28 protein-coding genes are annotated in these 20,557 nt (G+C 52.4%); 26 read left to right on the forward strand and 2 right to left on the reverse strand.

Going from position 1 to position 20,557, the window contains the following annotated elements:
* Nucleotides 1-52: 52 nt before the first annotated feature.
* The 11 genes from V8Z74_RS14515 to V8Z74_RS14565 all read left to right on the forward strand — a co-directional run bounded on the left by V8Z74_RS14515 (nt 53) and on the right by V8Z74_RS14565 (nt 6,780).
* Nucleotides 53-1,150 (forward strand): sigma factor-like helix-turn-helix DNA-binding protein, encoded by a 1,098-nt coding sequence (locus V8Z74_RS14515; RefSeq protein WP_349709773.1) that lies wholly within the window; start codon nt 53-55, stop codon nt 1,148-1,150.
* Nucleotides 1,119-1,661, forward strand: a complete 543-nt coding sequence (locus V8Z74_RS14520) for a hypothetical protein (protein WP_349709774.1) — start codon at nt 1,119-1,121, stop codon at nt 1,659-1,661. The genes V8Z74_RS14515 and V8Z74_RS14520 overlap by 32 nt, the downstream gene beginning before the upstream one ends.
* A 4-nt stretch (nt 1,662-1,665) precedes the next feature.
* Entirely contained in the window at nt 1,666-2,151 is a 486-nt protein-coding gene (locus V8Z74_RS14525; protein ID WP_349709775.1) for a hypothetical protein, read from the forward strand.
* Between the two features lie 77 nt (nt 2,152-2,228).
* Entirely contained in the window at nt 2,229-2,621 is a 393-nt protein-coding gene (locus V8Z74_RS14530; protein WP_349709777.1) for a DUF6283 family protein, read from the forward strand.
* A gap of 72 nt (nt 2,622-2,693) precedes the next feature.
* Entirely contained in the window at nt 2,694-3,392 is a 699-nt protein-coding gene (locus tag V8Z74_RS14535) for a hypothetical protein (protein ID WP_349709778.1), read from the forward strand.
* 193 nt (nt 3,393-3,585) lie between these two features.
* Complete coding sequence (locus tag V8Z74_RS14540) at nt 3,586-3,924, forward strand: H-NS histone family protein (RefSeq protein ID WP_349709779.1); 339 nt, start codon at nt 3,586-3,588, stop codon at nt 3,922-3,924.
* Between the two features lie 21 nt (nt 3,925-3,945).
* On the forward strand, nt 3,946-4,446 hold the full coding sequence (locus V8Z74_RS14545; RefSeq protein WP_349709780.1) for a hypothetical protein: 501 nt from the start codon (nt 3,946-3,948) through the stop codon (nt 4,444-4,446).
* A 297-nt stretch (nt 4,447-4,743) separates the two neighbouring features.
* On the forward strand, nt 4,744-4,989 hold the full coding sequence (locus V8Z74_RS14550; RefSeq protein ID WP_349709781.1) for a hypothetical protein: 246 nt from the start codon (nt 4,744-4,746) through the stop codon (nt 4,987-4,989).
* A gap of 78 nt (nt 4,990-5,067) precedes the next feature.
* Entirely contained in the window at nt 5,068-5,697 is a 630-nt protein-coding gene (locus tag V8Z74_RS14555; RefSeq protein ID WP_349709782.1) for a DUF262 domain-containing protein, read from the forward strand.
* 24 nt (nt 5,698-5,721) lie between these two features.
* A complete protein-coding gene (locus V8Z74_RS14560) occupies nt 5,722-6,126 on the forward strand; it encodes a hypothetical protein (RefSeq protein ID WP_349709783.1) in 405 nt (134 codons plus the stop codon).
* A gap of 21 nt (nt 6,127-6,147) precedes the next feature.
* Nucleotides 6,148-6,780, forward strand: a complete 633-nt coding sequence (locus tag V8Z74_RS14565) for a hypothetical protein (RefSeq protein ID WP_349709784.1) — start codon at nt 6,148-6,150, stop codon at nt 6,778-6,780.
* A 359-nt stretch (nt 6,781-7,139) separates the two neighbouring features.
* On the opposite strand, the gene V8Z74_RS14570 is transcribed toward V8Z74_RS14565, so the two are convergent.
* Both V8Z74_RS14570 and V8Z74_RS14575 read right to left on the reverse strand, forming a co-directional pair.
* Nucleotides 7,140-7,868, reverse strand: coding sequence for an RES domain-containing protein (locus tag V8Z74_RS14570; RefSeq protein ID WP_349709785.1), 729 nt, complete (start codon nt 7,866-7,868; stop codon nt 7,140-7,142).
* Nucleotides 7,865-8,239, reverse strand: a complete 375-nt coding sequence (locus V8Z74_RS14575) for an antitoxin Xre-like helix-turn-helix domain-containing protein (RefSeq protein WP_349709786.1) — start codon at nt 8,237-8,239, stop codon at nt 7,865-7,867. Before V8Z74_RS14575 ends, V8Z74_RS14570 begins: the two co-directional genes overlap by 4 nt.
* A gap of 674 nt (nt 8,240-8,913) precedes the next feature.
* Here V8Z74_RS14575 and V8Z74_RS14580 point away from each other — a divergent pair.
* The 15 genes from V8Z74_RS14580 to V8Z74_RS14650 all read left to right on the forward strand — a co-directional run bounded on the left by V8Z74_RS14580 (nt 8,914) and on the right by V8Z74_RS14650 (nt 20,408).
* Complete coding sequence (locus tag V8Z74_RS14580; protein ID WP_349709787.1) at nt 8,914-9,468, forward strand: hypothetical protein; 555 nt, start codon at nt 8,914-8,916, stop codon at nt 9,466-9,468.
* Nucleotides 9,469-10,729: 1,261 nt separating this feature from the next.
* Complete coding sequence (locus V8Z74_RS14585; RefSeq protein ID WP_349709789.1) at nt 10,730-11,290, forward strand: hypothetical protein; 561 nt, start codon at nt 10,730-10,732, stop codon at nt 11,288-11,290.
* Between the two features lie 730 nt (nt 11,291-12,020).
* Nucleotides 12,021-13,184, forward strand: coding sequence for a hypothetical protein (locus V8Z74_RS14590; RefSeq protein WP_349709791.1), 1,164 nt, complete (start codon nt 12,021-12,023; stop codon nt 13,182-13,184).
* 173 nt (nt 13,185-13,357) lie between these two features.
* Nucleotides 13,358-13,750, forward strand: coding sequence for a hypothetical protein (locus V8Z74_RS14595; protein WP_349709792.1), 393 nt, complete (start codon nt 13,358-13,360; stop codon nt 13,748-13,750).
* 299 nt (nt 13,751-14,049) lie between these two features.
* Nucleotides 14,050-14,370: a hypothetical protein gene (locus tag V8Z74_RS14600; RefSeq protein WP_349709793.1), complete on the forward strand. Its 321-nt coding sequence runs from the start codon at nt 14,050-14,052 to the stop codon at nt 14,368-14,370.
* A 163-nt stretch (nt 14,371-14,533) separates the two neighbouring features.
* Nucleotides 14,534-14,728: a hypothetical protein gene (locus V8Z74_RS14605; protein ID WP_349709794.1), complete on the forward strand. Its 195-nt coding sequence runs from the start codon at nt 14,534-14,536 to the stop codon at nt 14,726-14,728.
* Nucleotides 14,725-14,934 carry a hypothetical protein gene (locus tag V8Z74_RS14610; RefSeq protein ID WP_349709795.1) on the forward strand — a complete coding sequence of 70 codons (210 nt, stop codon included), beginning with the start codon at nt 14,725-14,727 and terminating at the stop codon, nt 14,932-14,934. Before V8Z74_RS14605 ends, V8Z74_RS14610 begins: the two co-directional genes overlap by 4 nt.
* Nucleotides 14,935-15,419: 485 nt before the next feature.
* A complete protein-coding gene (locus V8Z74_RS14615) occupies nt 15,420-15,836 on the forward strand; it encodes a hypothetical protein (protein ID WP_349709796.1) in 417 nt (138 codons plus the stop codon).
* Between the two features lie 216 nt (nt 15,837-16,052).
* On the forward strand, nt 16,053-16,388 hold the full coding sequence (locus tag V8Z74_RS14620) for a hypothetical protein (protein WP_349709797.1): 336 nt from the start codon (nt 16,053-16,055) through the stop codon (nt 16,386-16,388).
* A 315-nt stretch (nt 16,389-16,703) separates the two neighbouring features.
* Complete coding sequence (locus V8Z74_RS14625) at nt 16,704-17,051, forward strand: hypothetical protein (RefSeq protein WP_349709798.1); 348 nt, start codon at nt 16,704-16,706, stop codon at nt 17,049-17,051.
* Between the two features lie 196 nt (nt 17,052-17,247).
* Entirely contained in the window at nt 17,248-17,586 is a 339-nt protein-coding gene (locus tag V8Z74_RS14630) for a hypothetical protein (protein WP_349709799.1), read from the forward strand.
* Between the two features lie 896 nt (nt 17,587-18,482).
* Nucleotides 18,483-19,445 carry a ParB/RepB/Spo0J family partition protein gene (locus tag V8Z74_RS14635; RefSeq protein WP_349709801.1) on the forward strand — a complete coding sequence of 321 codons (963 nt, stop codon included), beginning with the start codon at nt 18,483-18,485 and terminating at the stop codon, nt 19,443-19,445.
* Nucleotides 19,445-19,768, forward strand: a complete 324-nt coding sequence (locus tag V8Z74_RS14640) for a hypothetical protein (protein WP_349709802.1) — start codon at nt 19,445-19,447, stop codon at nt 19,766-19,768. The genes V8Z74_RS14635 and V8Z74_RS14640 overlap by 1 nt, the downstream gene beginning before the upstream one ends.
* A complete protein-coding gene (locus V8Z74_RS14645; protein ID WP_349709804.1) occupies nt 19,762-20,001 on the forward strand; it encodes a hypothetical protein in 240 nt (79 codons plus the stop codon). The genes V8Z74_RS14640 and V8Z74_RS14645 overlap by 7 nt, the downstream gene beginning before the upstream one ends.
* 17 nt (nt 20,002-20,018) lie before the next feature.
* Entirely contained in the window at nt 20,019-20,408 is a 390-nt protein-coding gene (locus tag V8Z74_RS14650; protein WP_349709805.1) for a hypothetical protein, read from the forward strand.
* The last annotated feature ends 149 nt before the right edge of the window (nt 20,409-20,557 follow it).

Below are 20,557 nucleotides of genomic sequence, written 5' to 3' on the forward strand. Positions count from 1 at the left end.
TGTGTACTATCTTCTGTTTTTTACTTCTTCCGTAGCCTAATTAATCAAATAAATGGAAACTAGACATGCAAGGATTTTGCCCAGCTTTGCAGTTGCACTTGCCAAGCGAGACTTCAGCTGCGGCCTAGGCACCGTAAAACCGCAATCCTTGTTAGCTTGGTCCGGACCATTGCCTACTCAAACAACAACTGAAGAGATCAGATATCAGTTTGTCAAGAGAAATCGTGTTAATCCTATGCCTTTGATGAGTCAAAGCACAGGAATCAAGTTACGTGACGGATGGAAGAATGCTATCGACGCAAGTGACGTTATCCGTGTGGAAATGGCTCTCACACACATTGGAGGGGAACAAAATTTCCCTGTGACGAGCCTCGAAGTTATAAAGCAAGGAATGCGATTACCACTGGTAAAGGTCTTGGCCATTCTTGCGAAGATAGAAGCTTCGTACTGGATAACTGGCCGTGAGGCAGGTATTGATGTCTCAGTGACACCAGAGTGGAAAACACAGGTTTTTCGCGTCTTTCAGCAACAATGGGTCAAGGACCTCGACAGCCAGGATTTACGCTTTCCAAGACCTTCTGGCCTTACATTAGAAGATTGTTTGGCAAACGAACTATCGCGCCCTGAGATCTCCTATGAATGCTTTGAGTTGTGCAATCGCTTGGTGGCTGCCGATAAAGCCACATGGAGCGAGGAATTGCGGGCGCTCTCAGAAATTGCCATCCAGGTGAGTTCACGTAAACCCGGCTCAAATGGGCACGCTAAACGTTGGGTGGATATTTTTTTAATGCGCTATGGAGGCACTGACGGCCAGACACTCAAGTCAGTAGGCGACTCCCTGGGCATGACGCGCGAGAGGATTCGTCAAATTTGTGATACCCAAATTACGGCGCTTACTGAATATCCTGTCGCAATGCCTGCACTGTCCAAGGTACTTGCTGCAGCTGCTGAACTGTCGCCAATGGTTCCTCAGCTCATGAATAATCATCTTGCTCACTTATTAGGCAATGGGGGCGGAGTCGTTGCAGCTTTGGCCTTCGCCAAGGAAGTTGGGATGGACGGCAAGGCCCAACTCATTAAAAAAAAGGAGCCGACTTACTGGCCCCGCACCAGTTCAAATGGTGCTGTCGGATTCAAAAGAATCTCCTAATTGGATGACCTCTGCTATGTCACAGGTTCTCTACGAATGCGGCTGCATAGGGGCTACGAACTATCTACGCATTGCAGGTCATCTTTCTCTTACCCAGGGGATTGCTGTCGATATTAAATCATTGAGAGCTGCGTTTGAGGGATTGCCAGGATTCTGTGCTATTGATGGTGATTCCGGCTGGTTTATTATGGGGCCAACAGAAAACAGTACAGCTGCTAACCGGGTTCGAAAGCTCATGAGCGTTTCGACGGGGCCTGTAGGAATTGATGTAATTGCAAATGCACTGATTACTGATGACCGATGGATCGAACGCAACGACGGAGGAGCCTTGTGTGTTCCTCCAATCTACGTTTTAAGCAAAATCATTGCATCGTGGTCTTGGATTGTGGGAGACAAACACAATAAATACCGTCTACGCAAACCAATTTCTCACATTGAACTGCTGAACGAGACTGAGCTTCATATCCTTCAAACCCTAGAAAGAAAAGGGGGGGGTTGCTACCAAGGCTGAAATATTGGATGCGCTGGTAAATGAAGTTGGGAAGTCCAGCATCGTTGTAGCAATTACATTGGCTTCATCTCCAATTGTCTTCAAGCTTGAACATTCTATATACTGCGTTAATGGACGGCCATTTCCGCTTCAAGCCTATGCTGATGCGCAAGAGCGGAGAAAAGCTGAGCAATTGGCTGCTCGGGGCCAAGCTGTTCCGCTTAACCTTGACCCGACCAAGCCAATCACACTGGAGATCACACAATCTAATTCCATTGTTTCCGCAGGCAGGAGAGTTGTTTATTTACCTGCATACGCGAAAACACTCGTAGAGGGAAAGTTCAGCCACAGTTGCGCGAAGCATCGCCAAATCAGTGTAATGAGCCATCAACAGATTCGCGGTTTATCGCAGGTTGCCGAGGAGATAGGCGTCAACCCAGGGGAACGCTTCGAAGTAACATTCGACCTTGCTGGACGAACATATAGCCTTCGGAAGCTCGCTTCTATTTAAGAGCAGAATGTTTGTCCACCATCTAGTTACGCGCGTAACCTGCTATAGTTTCACCATTTGAACCAGCAACTTCAACCATGTGCATAACCAAGCGTCCCTGCGGAAACTGTCCATTTCGGAATGACGGAAACGGCATCACTCTGCAGCCCGGCCGCATCGAATCCATCGTAGCCGCCTCGCTCGCTGATGACATGGTTCCATTCGTGTGCCACAAGACATTGGACAAGCAGCGCCAGACCTGTGCAGGCTTCCTGGCGCTGATGCAGAAAATTGGACAACTGCCTGTTGCGGGGCGATTAGGCGTAGGTTTTGGAATCATCACTGAAGCCGATATTGATCAGAGCGCCAAGCTCGTCATTGGTAGAGAAGATCTCAACATGGATTTGATAGCGACCCTTACCGAGAAGTATCGGGCTAGGGCTCGCAATGCGCGCCGCAAAAGTCCTCCCCATAGTCTTCTGCTGGATTAAATTTGATCCGTTACGCGCGTAACTTGATATAATGATTGCAGAACAACTCTGCAGCACCTCTTCACGATGTTGATGCCCCTTGACGACCGTAAGCATTTCACCGTTCATCGCTTTAATGAAGTAACGGGGAAGGTTGAGCCCTTGACCTTCTCTCTCGGGGACACCATCAAAGTCGCAATAGGGCAAAAGCCATACCAAGAAGCCGTGATTTGCGGCATCTCCCAGGCCAAGCGCAAATTCAAGGTCAAGGGTCGATCCTTCGGCATTGACATGGGATATGCCTACCTGGCCACTTACGACGAATTCGCCAAACCGCGTGCTGAAGTAGATGCCAAGCTGAACGAGTTGGAACGCCGTCTGGAAAGGGGCGTCGCAACTGAGGCGCAGTGGTTTATCGACAGTGCCCGCGCGATCATCCATCAGCACAACCTAGGCGATTACGGGCAAAGCCGCATGAGCGCGCTGCAGCAAAAAGCATTTCACGTTTCTCGCGCAACTACTGCACAAATTGTGAATGAACGAGCCCGCCAAGCGCTGTTGTCTACACAACGTAAGGATGTCGAAAGAGCGCGCTCGGAGCCTGAAGAACCGCTCCAGATGACGATGGCTGAATGGAAGTCCACTCACAAAGATTTCAAGGGCATCTATGGTGGCCAACGCATGGTCCTGAGGAATGGGGGATTACAACACGTGGTGATCATCAAGACACCGCAGACATCAGCCGCGCGGAAGTCCTCCGAGACTGCACACAAAACTCAATCTCCCCAATGACCAAGGTGATCACAATGGAACGACCGAATTACTCGGCACTGGATGGGCAAGGTTAAGAAATTTCGAGAAAGATCAGCAACCCCCATCAGTTACGCGCGTAACGTGGTATAGTCGTTATGCGAACATTTCTAAACCCGCTTTGCATCAGCCAGGGCAAGGCACTACCAAGATGGCCACCGGTCATGGAGAACCAATGCAAGACTACCAAACACTGATCCAAAAGAAGGCCGAGCTGGATAAGCGCATTGCTGAAGCACGCGCAACAGAGGCCAAGGAAGCTCTTGCGAAAGTTCAAGAGCTCATCCGTGACTTCGGCTTCACTACACAGCAGGTTTTCCCTCTCCTCCCTTCCCGGAAGAAGGCTGAAGTGAAATACACAGATCCGGCCACGGGTGCGACTTGGTCTGGCCGTGGCAAACCTCCCCGCTGGATCGAGGGCAAGGACCGTAAGCCATTCGAAAAGCAGGTGTCCGAAGCCACTACGATCAATCGTGGAGGCAACGACGCCAACAACCCTTTTCCGGTGCAGTAACCCCTCATCAGAATGAATCGGATGGACAAAGGAACTTTGCCTCTTGATCTGCCTAATGGTTGGAAGGCGACTGCACACGGCCAAGAAACGGAGATTGAGGCTTTGGCTAGCGATGGCCGAATCTTGGGCTCAGTGCGAGTGAACGAGAAAGCCAGGGGCTACGCTCTTGGCTCTTGCTCTGTGCGTGCAACCATGGGCTCAAAAGCCTACGTGGGGCGTAGCTGGAAAACGGATCTCTACCGGGATGCCTTAGCAGAGCTGCAGCGAGCTATCGCTGAACAGGATCTGGCGTTCAATTTCCAGCCTGGACACGCCATCGTCTTTGCCGGCGATATTTACTTTATCGAGAAAAACCTGGGTGACTCGGGACAGGTCTGCGAAGCAGATGGCAGCAATTCAATTGCTCCGTTCTATTGGTGCTTCGAAGGGGAAACCTGCCGATTGGCAACTGAACAAGAGCTGCGCCATCTACCGATAACACCTCGCCTTGAGACAGCGCTGAGAATGCTGACCCAAGGTTGAGGGAGAGAAGATGGCCGCCAGTAACACCGGCTTCGCATGCTGCTGCCATTGTGGAGCGCAGTTTCGGCTGTTCACGATCATGAACCGCGACATGCAAGGGCTGGCCACCAGTTGGAAGTACCGCCACGAGCGAGCATGCGCTTTGAGAACCCCGTCGCAGCGGCGCAAATGGGCTCATTGCTACGTTGGGAAAGATCTCTACGAGTCCAGCATTGTGGTGGACCCGAACCATCCAGGTTTCCAAGATCAAACACAGACTACAAATCCGAACCGGGTTACGCGCGTACACTTGAAGGCATGAAAGAAGAAACTACGCCAAAAACAATCGCCGAACGAGTACGCGCCTTCGAGGAACGGAACCTCAAAGCTGGCGGGATGCGAATGCCTGGCAGCATTTTGCCAGCTGACGTTGCTACTGCTATCAGAGAACTGATCGACAACGAGTATGCGGAAAACAAAACTCAAGTGATCATTAAAGCGGTCCTTGACGCTCGTGCTGCGATGAAGCCTAAGCCTAAGGTGAAACCTACAAAGAAAGCCTAGGAGTCCAACAACTGGATTAACTTGCGTTACGCGCGTAACGGTGCTATAGTCTCTTTATCAAAGACGACAGGCACCAACATGACCCAGCAGCCCATAAATCTCAATCCCTCCTTCTGGGACAAGCTGAGCACTGACCACAAGGCGCTATATGGGATTGTGCGCCCCTTGCCCACACCGGTATATACGGTCGATTGGATAGTTTCAGACCTGGAAAGGATTCTGGCAAATCAGGAGCGTGACATCAAAGAGAGCGGTGGCACTTTCGAGCTAGAGCCCGACTTCCAACGCGGTCATGTCTGGACGCTCAAGCAGCGTGTTGCGTTCGTTGAGTCGATGATCCGCAAGACAGCGCCTAATCGCATCATGTTCAACTGCCCAGGCTGGACACGCAGTACAGCCGGCACGGGTGATATTCCCGACAACACATTTCAGTGCATTGACGGCCTGCAGAGACTTACCACGCTGCGAATGTTTTTGGCCGGTGAATTTACGGTGTTCGGTGAAGCAAAACTTACCGCTCAATCCCTCAAGGGCTCGCCATTTGACTTAGGTCGTCTGCGGCTTCAAATGGCTGTATATGAGTTCGATAGCCGCGCTGATCTGCTTGAGTTATATCTGGATTTGAACGGAGGTGGCACGGTGCATAGTCAAGAAGAGCTTCAGCGTGTACGCAACTTGCGAGAAGCTGTCTTGCGCGCTTCCATATAGATCCGAAAGTGAGGGAGGGGACACATGGGTGCTGCATCAAACCAGCGCGGTGACAACTCTATCCGACGTGGCCTTTATGCCGAAATTGAACAACGGCAAACTGAGGAAACGTCGAGACTGGCTCTGCAAGTTGCCGAGGATTGCAATGTTTTTGTGCGCGAGGCCTTGGCCTATCTGGTCGATCCCAGAGGTCTGCGACAGAAAACCGTGGAGAAAGCCCGCCTGCGTCGAGGCTGGGATAAACGGCATTCCTCCATGATGGCTGCTCACAGCAAGTGGGTGGACATCCGCTCCAGCAACGTCCAGGCATTCCACTATGCCAGCGTAAAGCGCGCCCAGGCCGCCTATGAGCTGCTCACGTTTGCTTTGATGGGATGGACCGTGCCCAACCATATCCGCATACCTCGGGCTGCAATACCCCGAACATAGTCCTGCTGCAGAGACGAAAGCATGAGCATCATCAGCCGAATAGAACAATTGGAATCACAGCTTCATACCGCTCAGCAAATCCATGCTGCGGCCAATGCTGACCTTCGCAAAGCCAAACGCAAAGCGGATCGCGCGGAGGAAAATGTGAAAGAGCTGAAATCACAGATTGCCTATGCTCGACTTGAAGCATGGGGTGACAATCCCGACCTCGCTACCCTGCTTGATCCGCGCGAGTCCAGCGTTTTATACGAAGCTGCAATCCTGTTGGCAAACCGTTTCGGTTTGTGCATCTATAGCACATGGGCCGATACGAATCAGCTGTGTCTTAGCTTTGGCATGCGCAGAATCGAAGCTGGAGCTGTTGAGCGCTTGGCCAACGGAATTCGATACTTTGCACCCGCAATAAAGCGCATCAAGGGGGGCTGGGCAAGGTTCTTGATACTTTCCCGTGAAGATGACTACGCATGGCACCTACGCTTCTCTCCGGTGCGAGGTAACGCCCAGGTGGTCAAGTTGAGCTTCAACATGGAGTGTGAGGTAATTGACTTTGTGTCGCTTGAGCTGGCTCTCGCCCATATCGAAAAGAATTTGTGGGTGGCCAACGTCATTGATGCCGTCATCGACGTGCCGGCCATTGAGCACAGTACGAGCTGATAGCCAATATGAAGAAAAACTTAGGGCTCCACACCGACCAGGACCAGGTCAAGCTCAGGATCTTGCGCTCACTTGCAAGAGGTGGATCGTCCCAGGCATCCGCACTTGGTTACGTGGCATACCCGGGCTACTATTTCAAAGCCCCTCAGGGAGCAGCCTTCTCTGTGGCCAAGATCTTGAACCGCATGTGCGAAGAAAGGCTTATCCGCCGCGAACGGCGAAGTTACACCATCGCCCAGGCCGGAACCGACTTTCTGAATTCACTCAAAAGCGCTCATTAGACTGAAAGCCACCAGTCCCCAGGGCCAAAGTCAGCACGCTCGCTGAGTTGATCTCTGGCCAGGGGGCCCAGACGACGATCAGTCCCCGTCGATGGTCCAGGCCATCATTTCGCCTGAAGACCTGTTCACGAAAACAACCCGGTCAAGATTCGTTTTGCAGGTCCACTCCTGCAGCGTGGCGTTTACTTCCTGAGTTGTCCCGCGCAGCGCATTCGGCGTGAATACGACCGCCAATGGTGCATGAGGCGCGCGTACCGACTCATACTGCATCCACTCGATGTTCTCCGCCTCTGCTGCAGCGGCCAGTGCTTGAGTCGCCGTGTAGTCAGTGGGGTGACGCCAGATTTCACGATGCTGGACCCAGGGTTCTCGCATCAAGTTGATACCGAGACCGGTCACGTCGATCCTAAAGAAGCTGTGGTCTGTGACCACCTCTGATTTGGTGAGCCCTACGCTGTCCCGGATATACATCATACGCCAGTAGGCCACCTCTGATTGCGCGGCCTCAAGCGTCGATGCGCCATACCAAAACCCCGAACGATCTGCAGCCCTGAACCTTGAGGCATGCTTTGGCCGGAAGTTGAATGGCGCGAGCAACTGAGGATGCTTGTCCTCTTGGTAGGAGTGCAGGGTGGGAGTGCATGCTTGGAGTAACTCCTCCAAGACTTCTAGCTCATCCGCATCAGCCACCAGCTTCAATGAAGCAGTGAAATATTCGGTCAGGATTCCGCGCCACGCACCAGGCATTTCCATGTGCTCGGACGTGTCGCGGAACCAGCTATCTCCCCACACTTGCGATCCGGTCATGCGGCACCTTTCATGCCGTCCAGATAGTCAACGGTGTGGACAAGACCGTGCATTGTCTGGATAGCCGCTTTCGGAACCCCGCCGATGGCCCTGTTGTGACTCGTCATCCAGGCATTTCGAGCACTGGTGTCTCCACCAACCATCAGATCTAGAGCTCGGAAGATCCGAATCAGGATCAGGGCTGTTTGGCCTTCACGGCTCTGCGGGTCGATGAGGCGGTTGCCGGCAGCCAGGCGGGAAACAGATGGTTCGCTGATGCCAAGAACCTTGGCCAGCTCGGCATTGTTCAGGCCCAAGTGTGCAGCCGCATTGAGAGTTGCCTTGCTCAGGACAACATCTGCACTGGGTTTGGTTTTGGGTAGAGCTGCCATGATTTTCTCCTTGGAGGCCCTCAACGTCGCGGGCCTTGGATGAAAGTATCTCACAAAACTCTTTCAAATGAAAGTTATGAGGCATCAGGCTCCTACTGACGTGCTAAGGGCGGCATTTGGAGTCGTACCGAGGGGTACCGATCAGGAGTGCTAAAAAGCAGCTCAACCCGAAGTTCTGGATAGAATGCGTCTTCTTCCTTCGGGTCGATGTGGCTTAGACCACTCTCTACTTACTCAACCCATGTGGGCAACATGCCCTCAGGGTGACGTTGTCCACCTTCCTCGTCAGGAATTTTGGCAATGTCGCAACACCCCTTCACCACCAGCTCTCCGGTCCGCAACTCCCTTCACGTTACCGAAGGGTTCGACCAACCGACGAACAGCTTCTTCTACAACGTTCGCCAGGACTGGTGAAGTGATCAGCAGTTCTCTCGAAGAGCTCGATGTCGAGTTCAATTCGAACGGCCTCTTTTCCCTCCTGTCTACCCAGGCCTTTGCCTTACCGAAAGCTCTCATCGACCAACAGTCGATGGAAGCGATGTCTGCATTCCCCCTTCGCTGGCCACGACGGACAGCAATGTGGCGTAGCTCAATTTCACCGGTCTAAACCTTTTCTCTCAACCCTGAACGGGCATGCCCGTTTCGGGCACCCGTCACTTCCAGATTGGATCAAGATGACGACGACAGTAACCCATTTCGGTGGACACATTTTCATGACACCAGAAGGCATCGTAGATGCCTACCGGCTGCTTCAGGAAATTGACCGCTTACGATATCAGTGCGAACTGCTTCGGCAGGGCCGCTCCGACCTGTCACTGTGCATGAGCCGCAAACCGGTGAAACACATTGAAGGGACGAAGCTGCTGGACACTCAGACCGGCGAAGTATTCGACATCAGAGACAAGCAAGGCTACCTGGTCGCGCTTCAAGCTGAGGTCCAGCAGCTGCGTTTTGACTTAAGCCTCCAGTATCTGGGGCACCGTGAATCGTTGACTACTGCACATCAGGTGGTCCAGCAAATCCAGGATCTGCACGGCCAACTTGATGGACTGCTGGAGATGCCCGCAAAGCAAATTTGCGCCCGCATCAACAGTGCCACAAAGCTAGAAATCGCTGAACTGGAGCGCGCTATCACGGCCTTCCCGAACGACGGCTACTATAGGACTGAGCTCCGAACAGTGCTGCTCAAACGGCGGCAGGAGCTGGACGGCCAGATTCAGCCGGTTTAAGCGGGAAACAAAAAAGAAATGCCATAGGACTGAACTCCTATGGCATTTTTTTGTCGCCACGGGCACGTAGCCTTGCACCGCGCACACACATCCCGCCCCTGGATGCATTCTTTGTCTTGACTAATTATTGCAACATTGCGAGAAATGTTGAAGTTTCATTGCAAATAACGTATTTCCACGCTATGAATCATGCTCAACTTGAGTCATGACGACTTTGACAGAGAAGCAAAAAAATGCGCGGCCCCAGTTGTGGCCCCCATGGGCACAGCGCCCTTGGGCCGAGCCCATCTTTTCCAGGGATGGCCATGAAAAATCAAACGCCAGAGATCTCATCGGTTTCATCGACTACACGGTGTATCTGCGAGCTCGCCAAATCCAGATGAATCGTGTCGAAACTAAGTTTCAACGCATGCGAATCGCAACCCGTCTGTTGCATCGCCTCCAAGAAATGAATCTCAGGCTGAAATTTTGTGGGGAATACTCACAGAAGATGGCTCGAAGCTACCCGGATGGGCACTTTCCCCAAATTTCGTGGGTGCTCACGAAACCAACGACCTAATCATGAACGACTTCGAACAAAACTCTTTTGAAACTGCTCCTGATGCCGAAACGCCCTTCACTGGTATGTGTCCTGTTACGGTCTCACGTCCGCGCTCCCGTTGGGGGCACGATAGTGGGATGTACTCGATAGCGTGCGACATGGAGGTGTCGGAGAGGTTGGGAGAGGAGGTTGAAGGGCTCCCGGGCTGGATCTGGCACGCTCGTTGCTACATTCTTGGTTTCATCGGCCGATAAATAAATGACCTGAGGCGCGGTTGCAGTTCACGAACTCAATCCACAATACGCACCCACATGCTGCGAAGTAGGTGGGGGTTTGTTTTTGAAAGTTGGGCATCCAACATGTTATCTAGGGTTTTCCCAGGCCGAGCTCGCTGAACAATGCGGCGTAACGAGAGGAACGTTCGCAACCTGGGAAGGGGGGCTCATTCCCCGAATGCCTTCACTCTTTCCAAGATGGCGAAGCTAGGCTTAGATCTGGAATATGTAATTACCGGCAAGCATCGAGAAAAACAAGCTTGTGATTACTCACCCGAAGCATTTAAGAAAAGCATTGAGGAGATAGCCTGGGAATTTCACCTGCATGGTATTCCTGCAATTGAGGTCTGCCACGTCCTAGCAAAATTAGCGGCCGAAATGACTAAACCATGCTCCAAGGCATAATTGACTCTCCACTTAACTTCATTGCATTAATTGACACATAATGAATAAAGAGCTACACGAAAAGCTTGTGAGCTATCTGCAATCCGTTCAGAAAGATTTGAAAAAAATGGGGCTTCAGTCCGTGATTGCACCTTGCTCTTTTCCTCAAGGCAACACGATGTCTCTCATGATTGGTGAGTCCGAGGAATCCGTGGTCGCAGCAAGCACTGCACAAGAAATTGGTGCGGAATATGCACACACCTCCGATAAGGCCAAGTCTGCGCACTTTTCATCCGAGTTGGCCAACAACATTGCTCAACGTGCAATCAACAACGCTGCAATGAACCTATTCGCTGTCTTCAGTGCTGCAACCAATGGCCTACTGTGGATTGGTCATGCCGCGTCCGTCGAAGATGCAATCTGCAGCCTGAACCGGGTTCACCCTTTTGCAAACACAGAACCATCCGACGAAGACGAGTTCCTTTTTGCAGTGAATGTAAGCCCTGAAGAGGCAGCAAAGATTGAAGCGCTTACCTTTGGAGCGCCTATTCCTGAGCTGCAGAACGAAGCGACTGAAATCACCTATGCGCAGGCGCTAAATATTGTGATCAGGAATCAATAATAATATTAGGCGTCGAATTAGGCATCAAGGATCAACCGCGATGGGGGCCATTACGTGCTCCCTGAATTCGCTCACTGAGGTCACAGCTGCGGTTCTTGCATCCTGCTGAGATCATCTCGCAGGCCTTTACTGTTGGGGGTCTCATACCGAAAGGTTTATCTAGAGCGCCTCGGTAGTTGGAAGGCGGAGAGAAGTCGAAGCGACTCCTTCTCGAACTCCAGATCGGGCATGTCGTGTCCATGGGATACCTTAGCTACCAGCGCCTGCTTTTTCAGGTGCATGGGCTTGCCGCTGGACGGCAGGAATTGAGGGGTTTGACGCGCGTGCTGAGAGGTGGCGAGCATAAAGCTTTGCATAAAAGACTCCATTCTTGTTTTCGTAGGTCTGGCCGCTGGCCAAGCAAATTCATTCGCGCACGCAGAGAATCACCGGCCGTCAAGGGGCTGAAAATAATGGGGTGCGCGGGAACTAAGGCAGTAGGGCAGTGCACGCGCCTGGCATATGAGCAACAGGCAAGTTAAGCATATTGGGTTTGCATGCACGCACGGTAACGCTTAGCGGGCAAGATTATATCGGCTTCACAGCCATCTTGCACAGGATTCGTAAAATTCACTCGAAAACAGGGCAGGGCCTAATTGTTCGGAAATCGACATGTTTACGAGCCTTGATATTCATTGTCACCTTCTATGCTTGCAAAGCCTCAGATCGTGGGGTTCCTCTCGCATCTCAAATGAATACCAAAATCAAGTACAGCGCCCTGGCGCTGGCCTGCTCTGTCCTGATGTCCGCGTGTGGCGGTGCTGGTGATGAAAACGAGGCCGCCAAGCCCGAGCCAACACCACCTGCGACTGGCGCTGTCTCGAACCTGGGTAAGGACACGTTCATCATGACTGCTGTGGACGGCGATACCTTCCGCATCGTCTTCGACCGCCAACACAACATCGCATCTATCTCCCCCCTGAACACGCTGTTCGGCGTGGCCGAGACACAGAACATCCCCGTCAAGATCACCGATTCAGCACTGGGCATCACGCTCTATACCTCAGTGAACGAAGACCGCTCCAGCGGCTCACCCTGGTTCGAGATCTTCACCTCCCCCAACGGCGACGAAATCGTTGGCCAGGTGGATATTGCAGACCTGAAATCCAATGTGATTGGCACCAATCTGCAGATCAACCGCACATCCGAGCTGCCCATCTCGGGTGCTTACAACGGGGTGTCGATTGAAGCGGCCAGCGCTCACGCATCCAAGAAGCTGACCGACTTCGGCATTAAGAACGAAAACGGACAGTTGACCTACTGCGACAACGGCTTTTACTCCAACAACGTGTGCTCCGGGACCGAATACAGCGCTTCCTACGGCTCCTCGATCTTCGGGGGCATGGCGCGGCTTATGGTGAACATCGACGGCAGGAGCATCAACTTCGCCTACTTGCTGCTGGCGCGCAATGGGGCTGAGTACAGCCTGATTCTGGACCGTGTTCAAAATGCAAAGGGTGAAGTGGTATACGGGACTGGATTCGCCGCACCTGCTAAGAACTTTACGTTGACCAGCCCAGTCAAGTCCTACTTGTGCGTGAAGCACGATGCAACGGGTGGCTCGTTTCTGACCTTGCGTGACGATGGTTCGTACACCGAGGCCATGTACGACGCCAAGCTCAACCCCTTGGGCGAAACAGCTGGCTCCCTGGCGTTCAATCAAGCCGTGGGTAAGTATGGGATCGTCATTGCCCCTGGAATCGTCTCGATGATTGAAGGGGGTGGTTCGCTGCCGGCGAACGGCGGCACCAAGTATCCTCGCGGGCTGAACTTCAGCAGGAACATGATGGTATTGGCTCAAGAAGGCTCGCAATCGCTGGCGGTCTGTCGCTCCGACACATTGGTCATGAAGTAACCAACAATTCGCCTTGAAAAGCCGCATTTGATGCGGCTTACTTCTTCTAAAATCAACTCACTTTTGCTTCGGCAAGATCTGGCCTTGGCCAGCATTACTTTTTACCCCCCCCCTGACGGGCACTAGCTGCCCTGCGGGGCCGGTGTCCGTCTCTTCCACACTAAGAGATGGATATGAAAATTCAAAGCATCAATGCTAAGCAGGCACCTGCTAACCAGACATCGGTTCAGTTTGGTGACCAAATCTCTGAACAAAGGAAGGTGCGGGAAGCAGCTGAGGAATCGGCCGTAATGCTCGTGAGCCTCGACGGTGGCAAGACTTATTTTCCTGCGTCCAACGGTGTGCGAATCATCTACAAGGACGTGCCAGTTCCTGGTGAAGATGAACCCGCTGAGCTGCATCTGAATGCGTCGTCTGAGGGCGTGATTACAGACCTGTGGCTATCTCGTAAAGAGCACCTGGATCACAACTTGGGCACTAGCTCAGCGATGGTGGATGACATGATTGAACAACTGATCGATGATCTTGTTCTGAATCACGTTTATTTGCCGAGCCCTGGCCTTTAATTGCCACAACTCAAAGCCCAGCGCACTTCGGTGACTGGGCTTTTTTAATGCGTGCCGGATTTTTCGGTTCCTTGCGCGGCTGACCGACCACGGAAAGATGAAACGGCATAAGTAGCCAATAGTTATCACATGCACTTGTGGCTAGGTACTGACCAACTGCTTGATATGAGATGCGCCGAAAAAAAATAATACCAAGGTCGATCTTGAGAGGGCCGTAGAGAAGCTAAAAATACAACAACGGCTTGCGTTACGCGCGTAACTTTGCTATTATTAGATCCTTTAATAGGAAAGGCAAACCCATGTCAGCGTTGGAAGTAACTCAAGCACAAGAAAAAAACGGGACCGTGATGAAGTGCTCCGAGTGCAAATTCTGGAAGAAGTCCGAGAAAGGAAGTGCTGGTTGGAGGAACGGTTTGGGTTGGTGCACCAACGTGCCAAACTTTTATGCTGTGTCCAGCGAAGTTGAAGACTATGACCCCGAGGATGGTGAGGCGGGTGGACTTGTGTTCAAGCCGGAGTTTGCTGGCGTGAAAGCGGTTGGATTGGATGCATCTGGCTATCAGGCATATCTTTTAACAGCACCGAACTTCGGTTGCGTTTCATTCATCCAGAAGGCATAGGGATGCACAGGCCAAAAGACCAGCACAGCGAGCCAAGGCTGAAGCCAATCGAATAAAGATCTGCAACGCAGTAACGCGGCAGCAGGCACAGGCCGGCATTATCGCAAACTGGTCACGCAGAGTGCCTAGCGAAGCTACGGCATAAACAAATAGGAAAGCCACGATGGCACACAAGACTTGGAACGTCCGCGTTCACACGGCAAAAGGCCCAGTGAACCTGGGTCAAGTGGGTGAAGATAATGAAGAGCTGGCCCGCTGCGCAGCGTTGTCGAAATTCGGCATTCCCGAAGATGAGGACACCGATCCGAACCGGCGCGGCATCCGCTTTGATGACGAATTCGATGTGAGCCCTGCATGAGCGGCTTTTCCATTCCCCTTTCTCGTCGCCAGCGGTGCGAAGCAAGTGGGAAACCATACACCCGCTACCTCCGCGCTGGCGTGCCGGATGAACACAACATGCTGAACTGCCCCTCCTGCGGCAAGCGCGTGACACTGCGCCCCAAGGATTCCACCGGCCAGGCCGTTGTGATTCCACGGCACCTTGAACGCATTATTGGCCTTTGAATGCCTGCATAGCAAAGCATGAGCAAACGTAGACACGTGGGCGAAGTTGTCGTGCTCGATGATGAGGACGGCACCCCACCATATTTCGCCCGAATTGATGGTTTGGGGGCCGAAAGTAGAGACAGATGCCCGCATTGCACCTTTGACGACGACCACGACCAAGCGTGCGCAGAGTGGCCGAACGTTCAGGTCCTGGACCAAAACCGACAGCCCACTGGTGAATGGGTACACCATGTCCCAGAATGCCAGATGACTGACCCAGATTGAAAGAAACTAGGGAATCACCAATGCAAGGCACTGAAAAAAGGAGCCCAGCTTCGTGCTGGCGACAAGCAACGAAAGAGGACCGAGAATCGGGCTTGGAAGTCCGGTGGAAGGCACCTGATGGATCTTGGCGCTATCCGAGTGGCATCCAAGCCGAGAACCTTCTGCAATTCGAAACTGCACGCTGCGAAGTTCGCGTCGTTTAATCCAAAGGAAATCATATGGAGCAGGGTGCGATCATCATCAAGGAATTGACGGGGCAATGGCCTGTGTACCCAGGCCATCCATTAGTGCTCGCCACAGCGATCATGCGGGTCTTCTCAAGCTTCACTGAAGCGAACCAGGCCACTGGGCACGGGTACTGTCAAGCGCTGGCTGATTCGCGCATCCCAGGCGCTGGCGATCATGTTGGAGCTGCCATGAGAGCGCTGGAATTAGGTGCCCGTGGCCAAGACGTTGATGCGATGGTTGCTTATGCAAAGCAATATTGGGAACACGGCCAAGCAGGTGGGCATGTGAAGAACGTGGCTGACGGTAAGGCACAAGCCGAGAAGATCGAGCCGCACTTTCGCACCATCGCTCCGGGGTGGTTCACACACAATACCCAAGCAATAGAGCAAAAAATCGGCTCGGAGTAGCACATGGAACTGGCTACATGGGTGTCCGAGCACATGGCAATTTTTATTGGCTTTCCACTGCTGCTTGTGGCTCTGCTGATACCGATCTGGGTTACAACTCGTTGCTCGCGTGGTGGCCGTAGCAAAGCAGCTAATGGTGGCGATTCCACATACGTTCCCATCGTGCCAGATTCAGCGGCTGGTTCCGTGGGCACTGATTGATCTAGGAAAGCAGACATGATCCCAACAGAACATCGGGCCTCCTTCACCATCTTTGAAGATGCTGATGGCTATTGGTTTGTGCCATCGGAGAGGGAAGCCGATCCAAAAACCGTGACCAGGCCCAGCGGGCCGGCATACACCACCAAAATCGCAGCCTGCCGTGCAGCGCTTGCGATGGCCGCTGATGCAGGGGCAACAGAGCTTCATTTGTATGGCATGGGCTCGACAACCACGATCAACAAGGAAGCTAAACAGATAGGAATTAAATCGTTTGTTTACTGGCCATCAATTACGTCTCGGATAGCCCATTTTGTGCCGCATAGACAGCGTAGAGCTCTCGTCCAGAGTTGACCCAGAAAGCTCAACGTGATGCGACATGGCATAGACGCCCCTCAACAACGGGCGGGAAGCGCTAGCATGTTGTTTCGTGTGATGGAGTCACACCAGCGTGCGGTGCCCCGATGGTGCTGCAAAACGAGGTGGCAATTGATGCCACTGAAGTTGCGCACAGCAAGCGCTGCCAGCGGCACGGATGCAAGCAGCTTTGTCCCCAGCAGGGCCAAGGCACAAACAAATAGGTATGCAACCGGCCCCAACAGGGCTGGCCTAGGCTCCAGTACAACGCAGTAGTGCATTGCAGTGCAGTTATTAACTATGTGGAGGAATATGGCCAAAGAGAGCATTCGTAGATACCTAGAGAGTGGCTTGATTGTGGGATGTGCCACTGCTGCGATATACCTTGTGATGTCGCTGATGGGTTGGATTCAAAAGGAAGTCGCTGAGATAGGATTCCTGGCAACCGTTGCTCAACTGGGAAGTTACGTGCTCGAAAACCCAATAGCAATTGCTTGGCTGTGCGTGTTCTTAGTTCTTTTCAGAATCTTGGGCTTGCCTTACGTCCTCTCAGCGTTAGAAGACCAAGATTCCTTTCTCTCGCGGCTTAGCGTACTTGTCGTTGGTGGCCTTGTAGTCTTCGGCGTCACGAGTCTTGGGGTGCTCACCTTTGTTCGCTAGTTGGCGTGGATTAGGCGGGCTAAACGGCACAAGCCAGGCCTCAGCGTTGAGCCCATGGGCTCACCACACGACGACACAAGTCATCTTCTCGCCAAAGTACGCCCGTTGGCTGCCAGGATTCATCTGGCTCTTCTTGGGTTCTGGTTGCCTGCTGAAAGGCAAGGCGACTGATTGACATAAGAGAATTAAGTGAACAATGGCTGGAAGAAAAATTGAACACTGTTCCCCTGCGTTGGAGTTTTCACGCCAAGATGAGGATGGTGAGACAACCGTTTCCTGCTGTGCCAAAAGCACAAGCGACGCTACCATATGGTCGGCTGTGGTGAAGTGGATTCGCGAAGAGGGGCTCTTTACGGAAATGCCAATGCAGGTTATTGGCAACATGGAGCATGAGACTTACACCAGTCGATTTTTGTCCTGCTATCAGTTTCGTCAACCTGAAGACATGACTCCACAAGGACTGATTAATCTACTACTGGAGCGTGGATTCGTCAAAGTAAACGATACAAGTCTTACAGGACGTGGTAATTTATGAGCAAGAAAATTCTAAATTTACTAAGGTCTTTGAAAAGGCGCTGGTATTTCAACAGTGCAATCAAAAAGTTAACGGGCAATAGACCCGGTGAAAGGAACATAAAACTCACAACCAATGAAATTAATGCATTGGCCTATATTCCACTAAAAGAAGCGATGGAAAGAATCAGGCATAATGAACCCAACGCTTCGCGTAAAAGCTCAGCGTAGCAATTAAGAAAGTAAACTTTGACGACAGCTGACTTCTTAAACCTAGCCGGACTCTCTCTTATCACTGTTGGCAGTATTTGCGCGGCTCGGTCGGCTCCTACCACTGCTTTTGGCCCTGATGGTAGCGTATCCCTTATTGACCCAGAGCTGCAAGGAGAAGCTGGCAAAATGATGCGTATAGCCATGCACAAACGACAGAAGCGGTTTCCTCAGTTTCTGTGGATGGTTGCCTTTGGCGCAATTTTGCAGGGAGCTGCTGTATTACTTTGACAACCGTAATCAGTTTTCATTTGCTATCAAACAATAAAAACCATTGCTGGGCTGTTTGTTCGCACTGGTGAATACCTAGAATGCCTGCAATGATTGCCATGAAGGCGCAAGGCTAGTCTCTTCTCAACTATCTCCAACAAACCCTGGTGCTACTACAGCACCTTTTTTTTTTGCCCTGGCCCCGCATGTGCATGCATCAAAAGATGCACATTTCGCCATCTTTGATCAGTTGCACTAAAGCGGCTTTTGTGTACTATTAATTGAGACAGCAATGAGCGATCAGCCTCGCGAAGTTGACCCAGCAGGCGCAGCAACGCAACAAGTAGAGCCTTGAGAGGGGCACTTGCACTGATAGCGAATTGCTGTACCATAAAGTGAGACAGCGATAAACATCAACCCTAACTGGAGAAACACACTATGGCCATTCCCCAATCCCTCAAGTCTCTGCACGTTCATATGGGCAACGACGCCAAACAAAAGGGCATCACCGACGAAGATCCCATGATCACCAAGGGAAGCGGTTTTTCGATTGCCCCGGAGCTCTTGGAGGAAGAAGAGGACTTCAACACCCGTGGAGCCTTCATTGGCAAGGAAGAATATTTCTCGCAACCCGAGGTCGTTGACGAGATCCGTAAGCTCGCAGATGCCTATAAGCGTGGTGACATGGTCCCCGCCATTATCGTCAAGGTAAAAGATGGCCGCGTCCTTGTCCGGGATGGTCACCGCCGTCGTCGCGCTATCCTGCTGGCCAAGTCGGAGGGCGCGGATATTAAGCGCATCCGTGTAGAGGAGCAGTCCGGTGACGAAGACGCTCAAACTCTGCTGATCGTCACCAGCAACAACGGCGCGCCCCTGTCCGTGTTGGAGCGAGCTGTCGTGTTTGATCGCTTGAACAAGGCCTTCGGTTGGAAAATTAGCGAGATCGCCACCCGTGCCGGTGTCACGCAGGAGAACGTCCGCCAGTTGCTCAAGATGATGGAGCTCCCCCTTGAGCTGAAGAAGATGATCCAGCGTAAGGAGGTATCGGCCACATACGCCATGGAGCTCTTCGCTGAGCATGGCACCAACGCTACTCAGATGATCAAGGATGAGCTGGCCAAGAAGCCTGAGTCTGGCTCCTCGGCCGACAGCAAGAAGCCGAAGAAGGTTACGAAGAAGAGCATGGAATCCACGCCGCGCCTGACACGCAAGGTGGTCACTCAGTTGCATTCCAGCTTTGTTTCGCTCACCACTCGGTTGGAACAAGCGAAGCCAACCACGAAGGGCACTTTCATGCTGGAGATCAGCAATGAGGACATGGAAATGCTCCAGAAGCTCAAGAGTGAAATGGCTGCAAAAGAAGCACCTGAAACTAACCCTGATCAGATGGAACTGGTGTGATGGCGCAAGGTCAAGAGCATGGGCAAGGGCCCGCAAAGGATCTGCGTCGAAAGTACGACCTCATCTATGCGCTGGCCACCTTGCCAAAACCTGATATCCAGCTGCTGCAGCGGACAACAGACATCCCTCTGTCCACGCTCAAGCGGCAGCTAGGTATCCTGCGCAGTGATTTCGGTATGCACATTGAGTTCATGCGGGAACCTGGCAAGCGTGGGGGAAGCGGTCAGTATGTGGTGACTGACTGGGGTGTGATAGAGAAAAACAAATTCCTGTTGTTCTGGGCGAACGAGCGGCCACGACCAAGAGGGGCGCAGCAATGCTGACAGTAAGCGTAGACGAACTGATCAAGCGTCTCGAAGCGAAAAAGGCTGAGGGCCATGTGGACGGCGATACCTTGGTAGGCATCCCAGGCCTGGATAACAATGATCAGGTCGGAAAGGTTCGGCTGGAAATTGAACTAAGCACCACAAGCATTGCAAAGGACGAATTTCAGAAGGACTGGAACCTATGCCGCAAGGTCTCGCGCGGCGGTATCAAGGTGCTACTGTTGACATGACGCAGGCAAACACGCCTATGACCGACGATCCCATTTGCCTCATTAGCAACTGGATACCGAAGTTGGATGCATTACCGCTTGAATGTGATGGCATGACACGGTGCATCTCTGCCTTGCTTGCAGATGCGAAGATTGAGCACTTGGTGCACTTTGGGGAGCTGAGCGCCCAGGGGCGGAAACCGATCATCCACTGTTGGATTGAGCTCTCCAGCAGCGAGATTGTGGACCTCCGAGCTCGCATGTGGATGGGCGACAAGCCAGGTGTTCCCCACGGCGTATTCACGCATGCCAGCGCCAGCGCTGTCAGCTACATGACCCGATCCAAGCAGACCCCCGACCAGTTCGCAGCTTCAAACTGGTTGTTTGAGATCTTGACTGGCCAGTCGCTTGAGGCTTTCAAGGGTTGATCCACGGCGTGCAAGCCTGAACATGGTATTAAGCGACACAGCGTGCCTGGATCACGCGACGTTGCTTGCAAATAGGAAAGGTGCTCTTGAGCTTTCCTAGTGGAATTTAGATTCCAATCGCTGTGTACCGAAAAATCTAAAGCCTTAAC

Source organism: Comamonas sp. w2-DMI, from assembly GCF_040187735.1.
In the GTDB taxonomy this organism is placed as follows: Bacteria; Pseudomonadota; Gammaproteobacteria; order Burkholderiales; family Burkholderiaceae_C; genus Comamonas; species Comamonas terrae.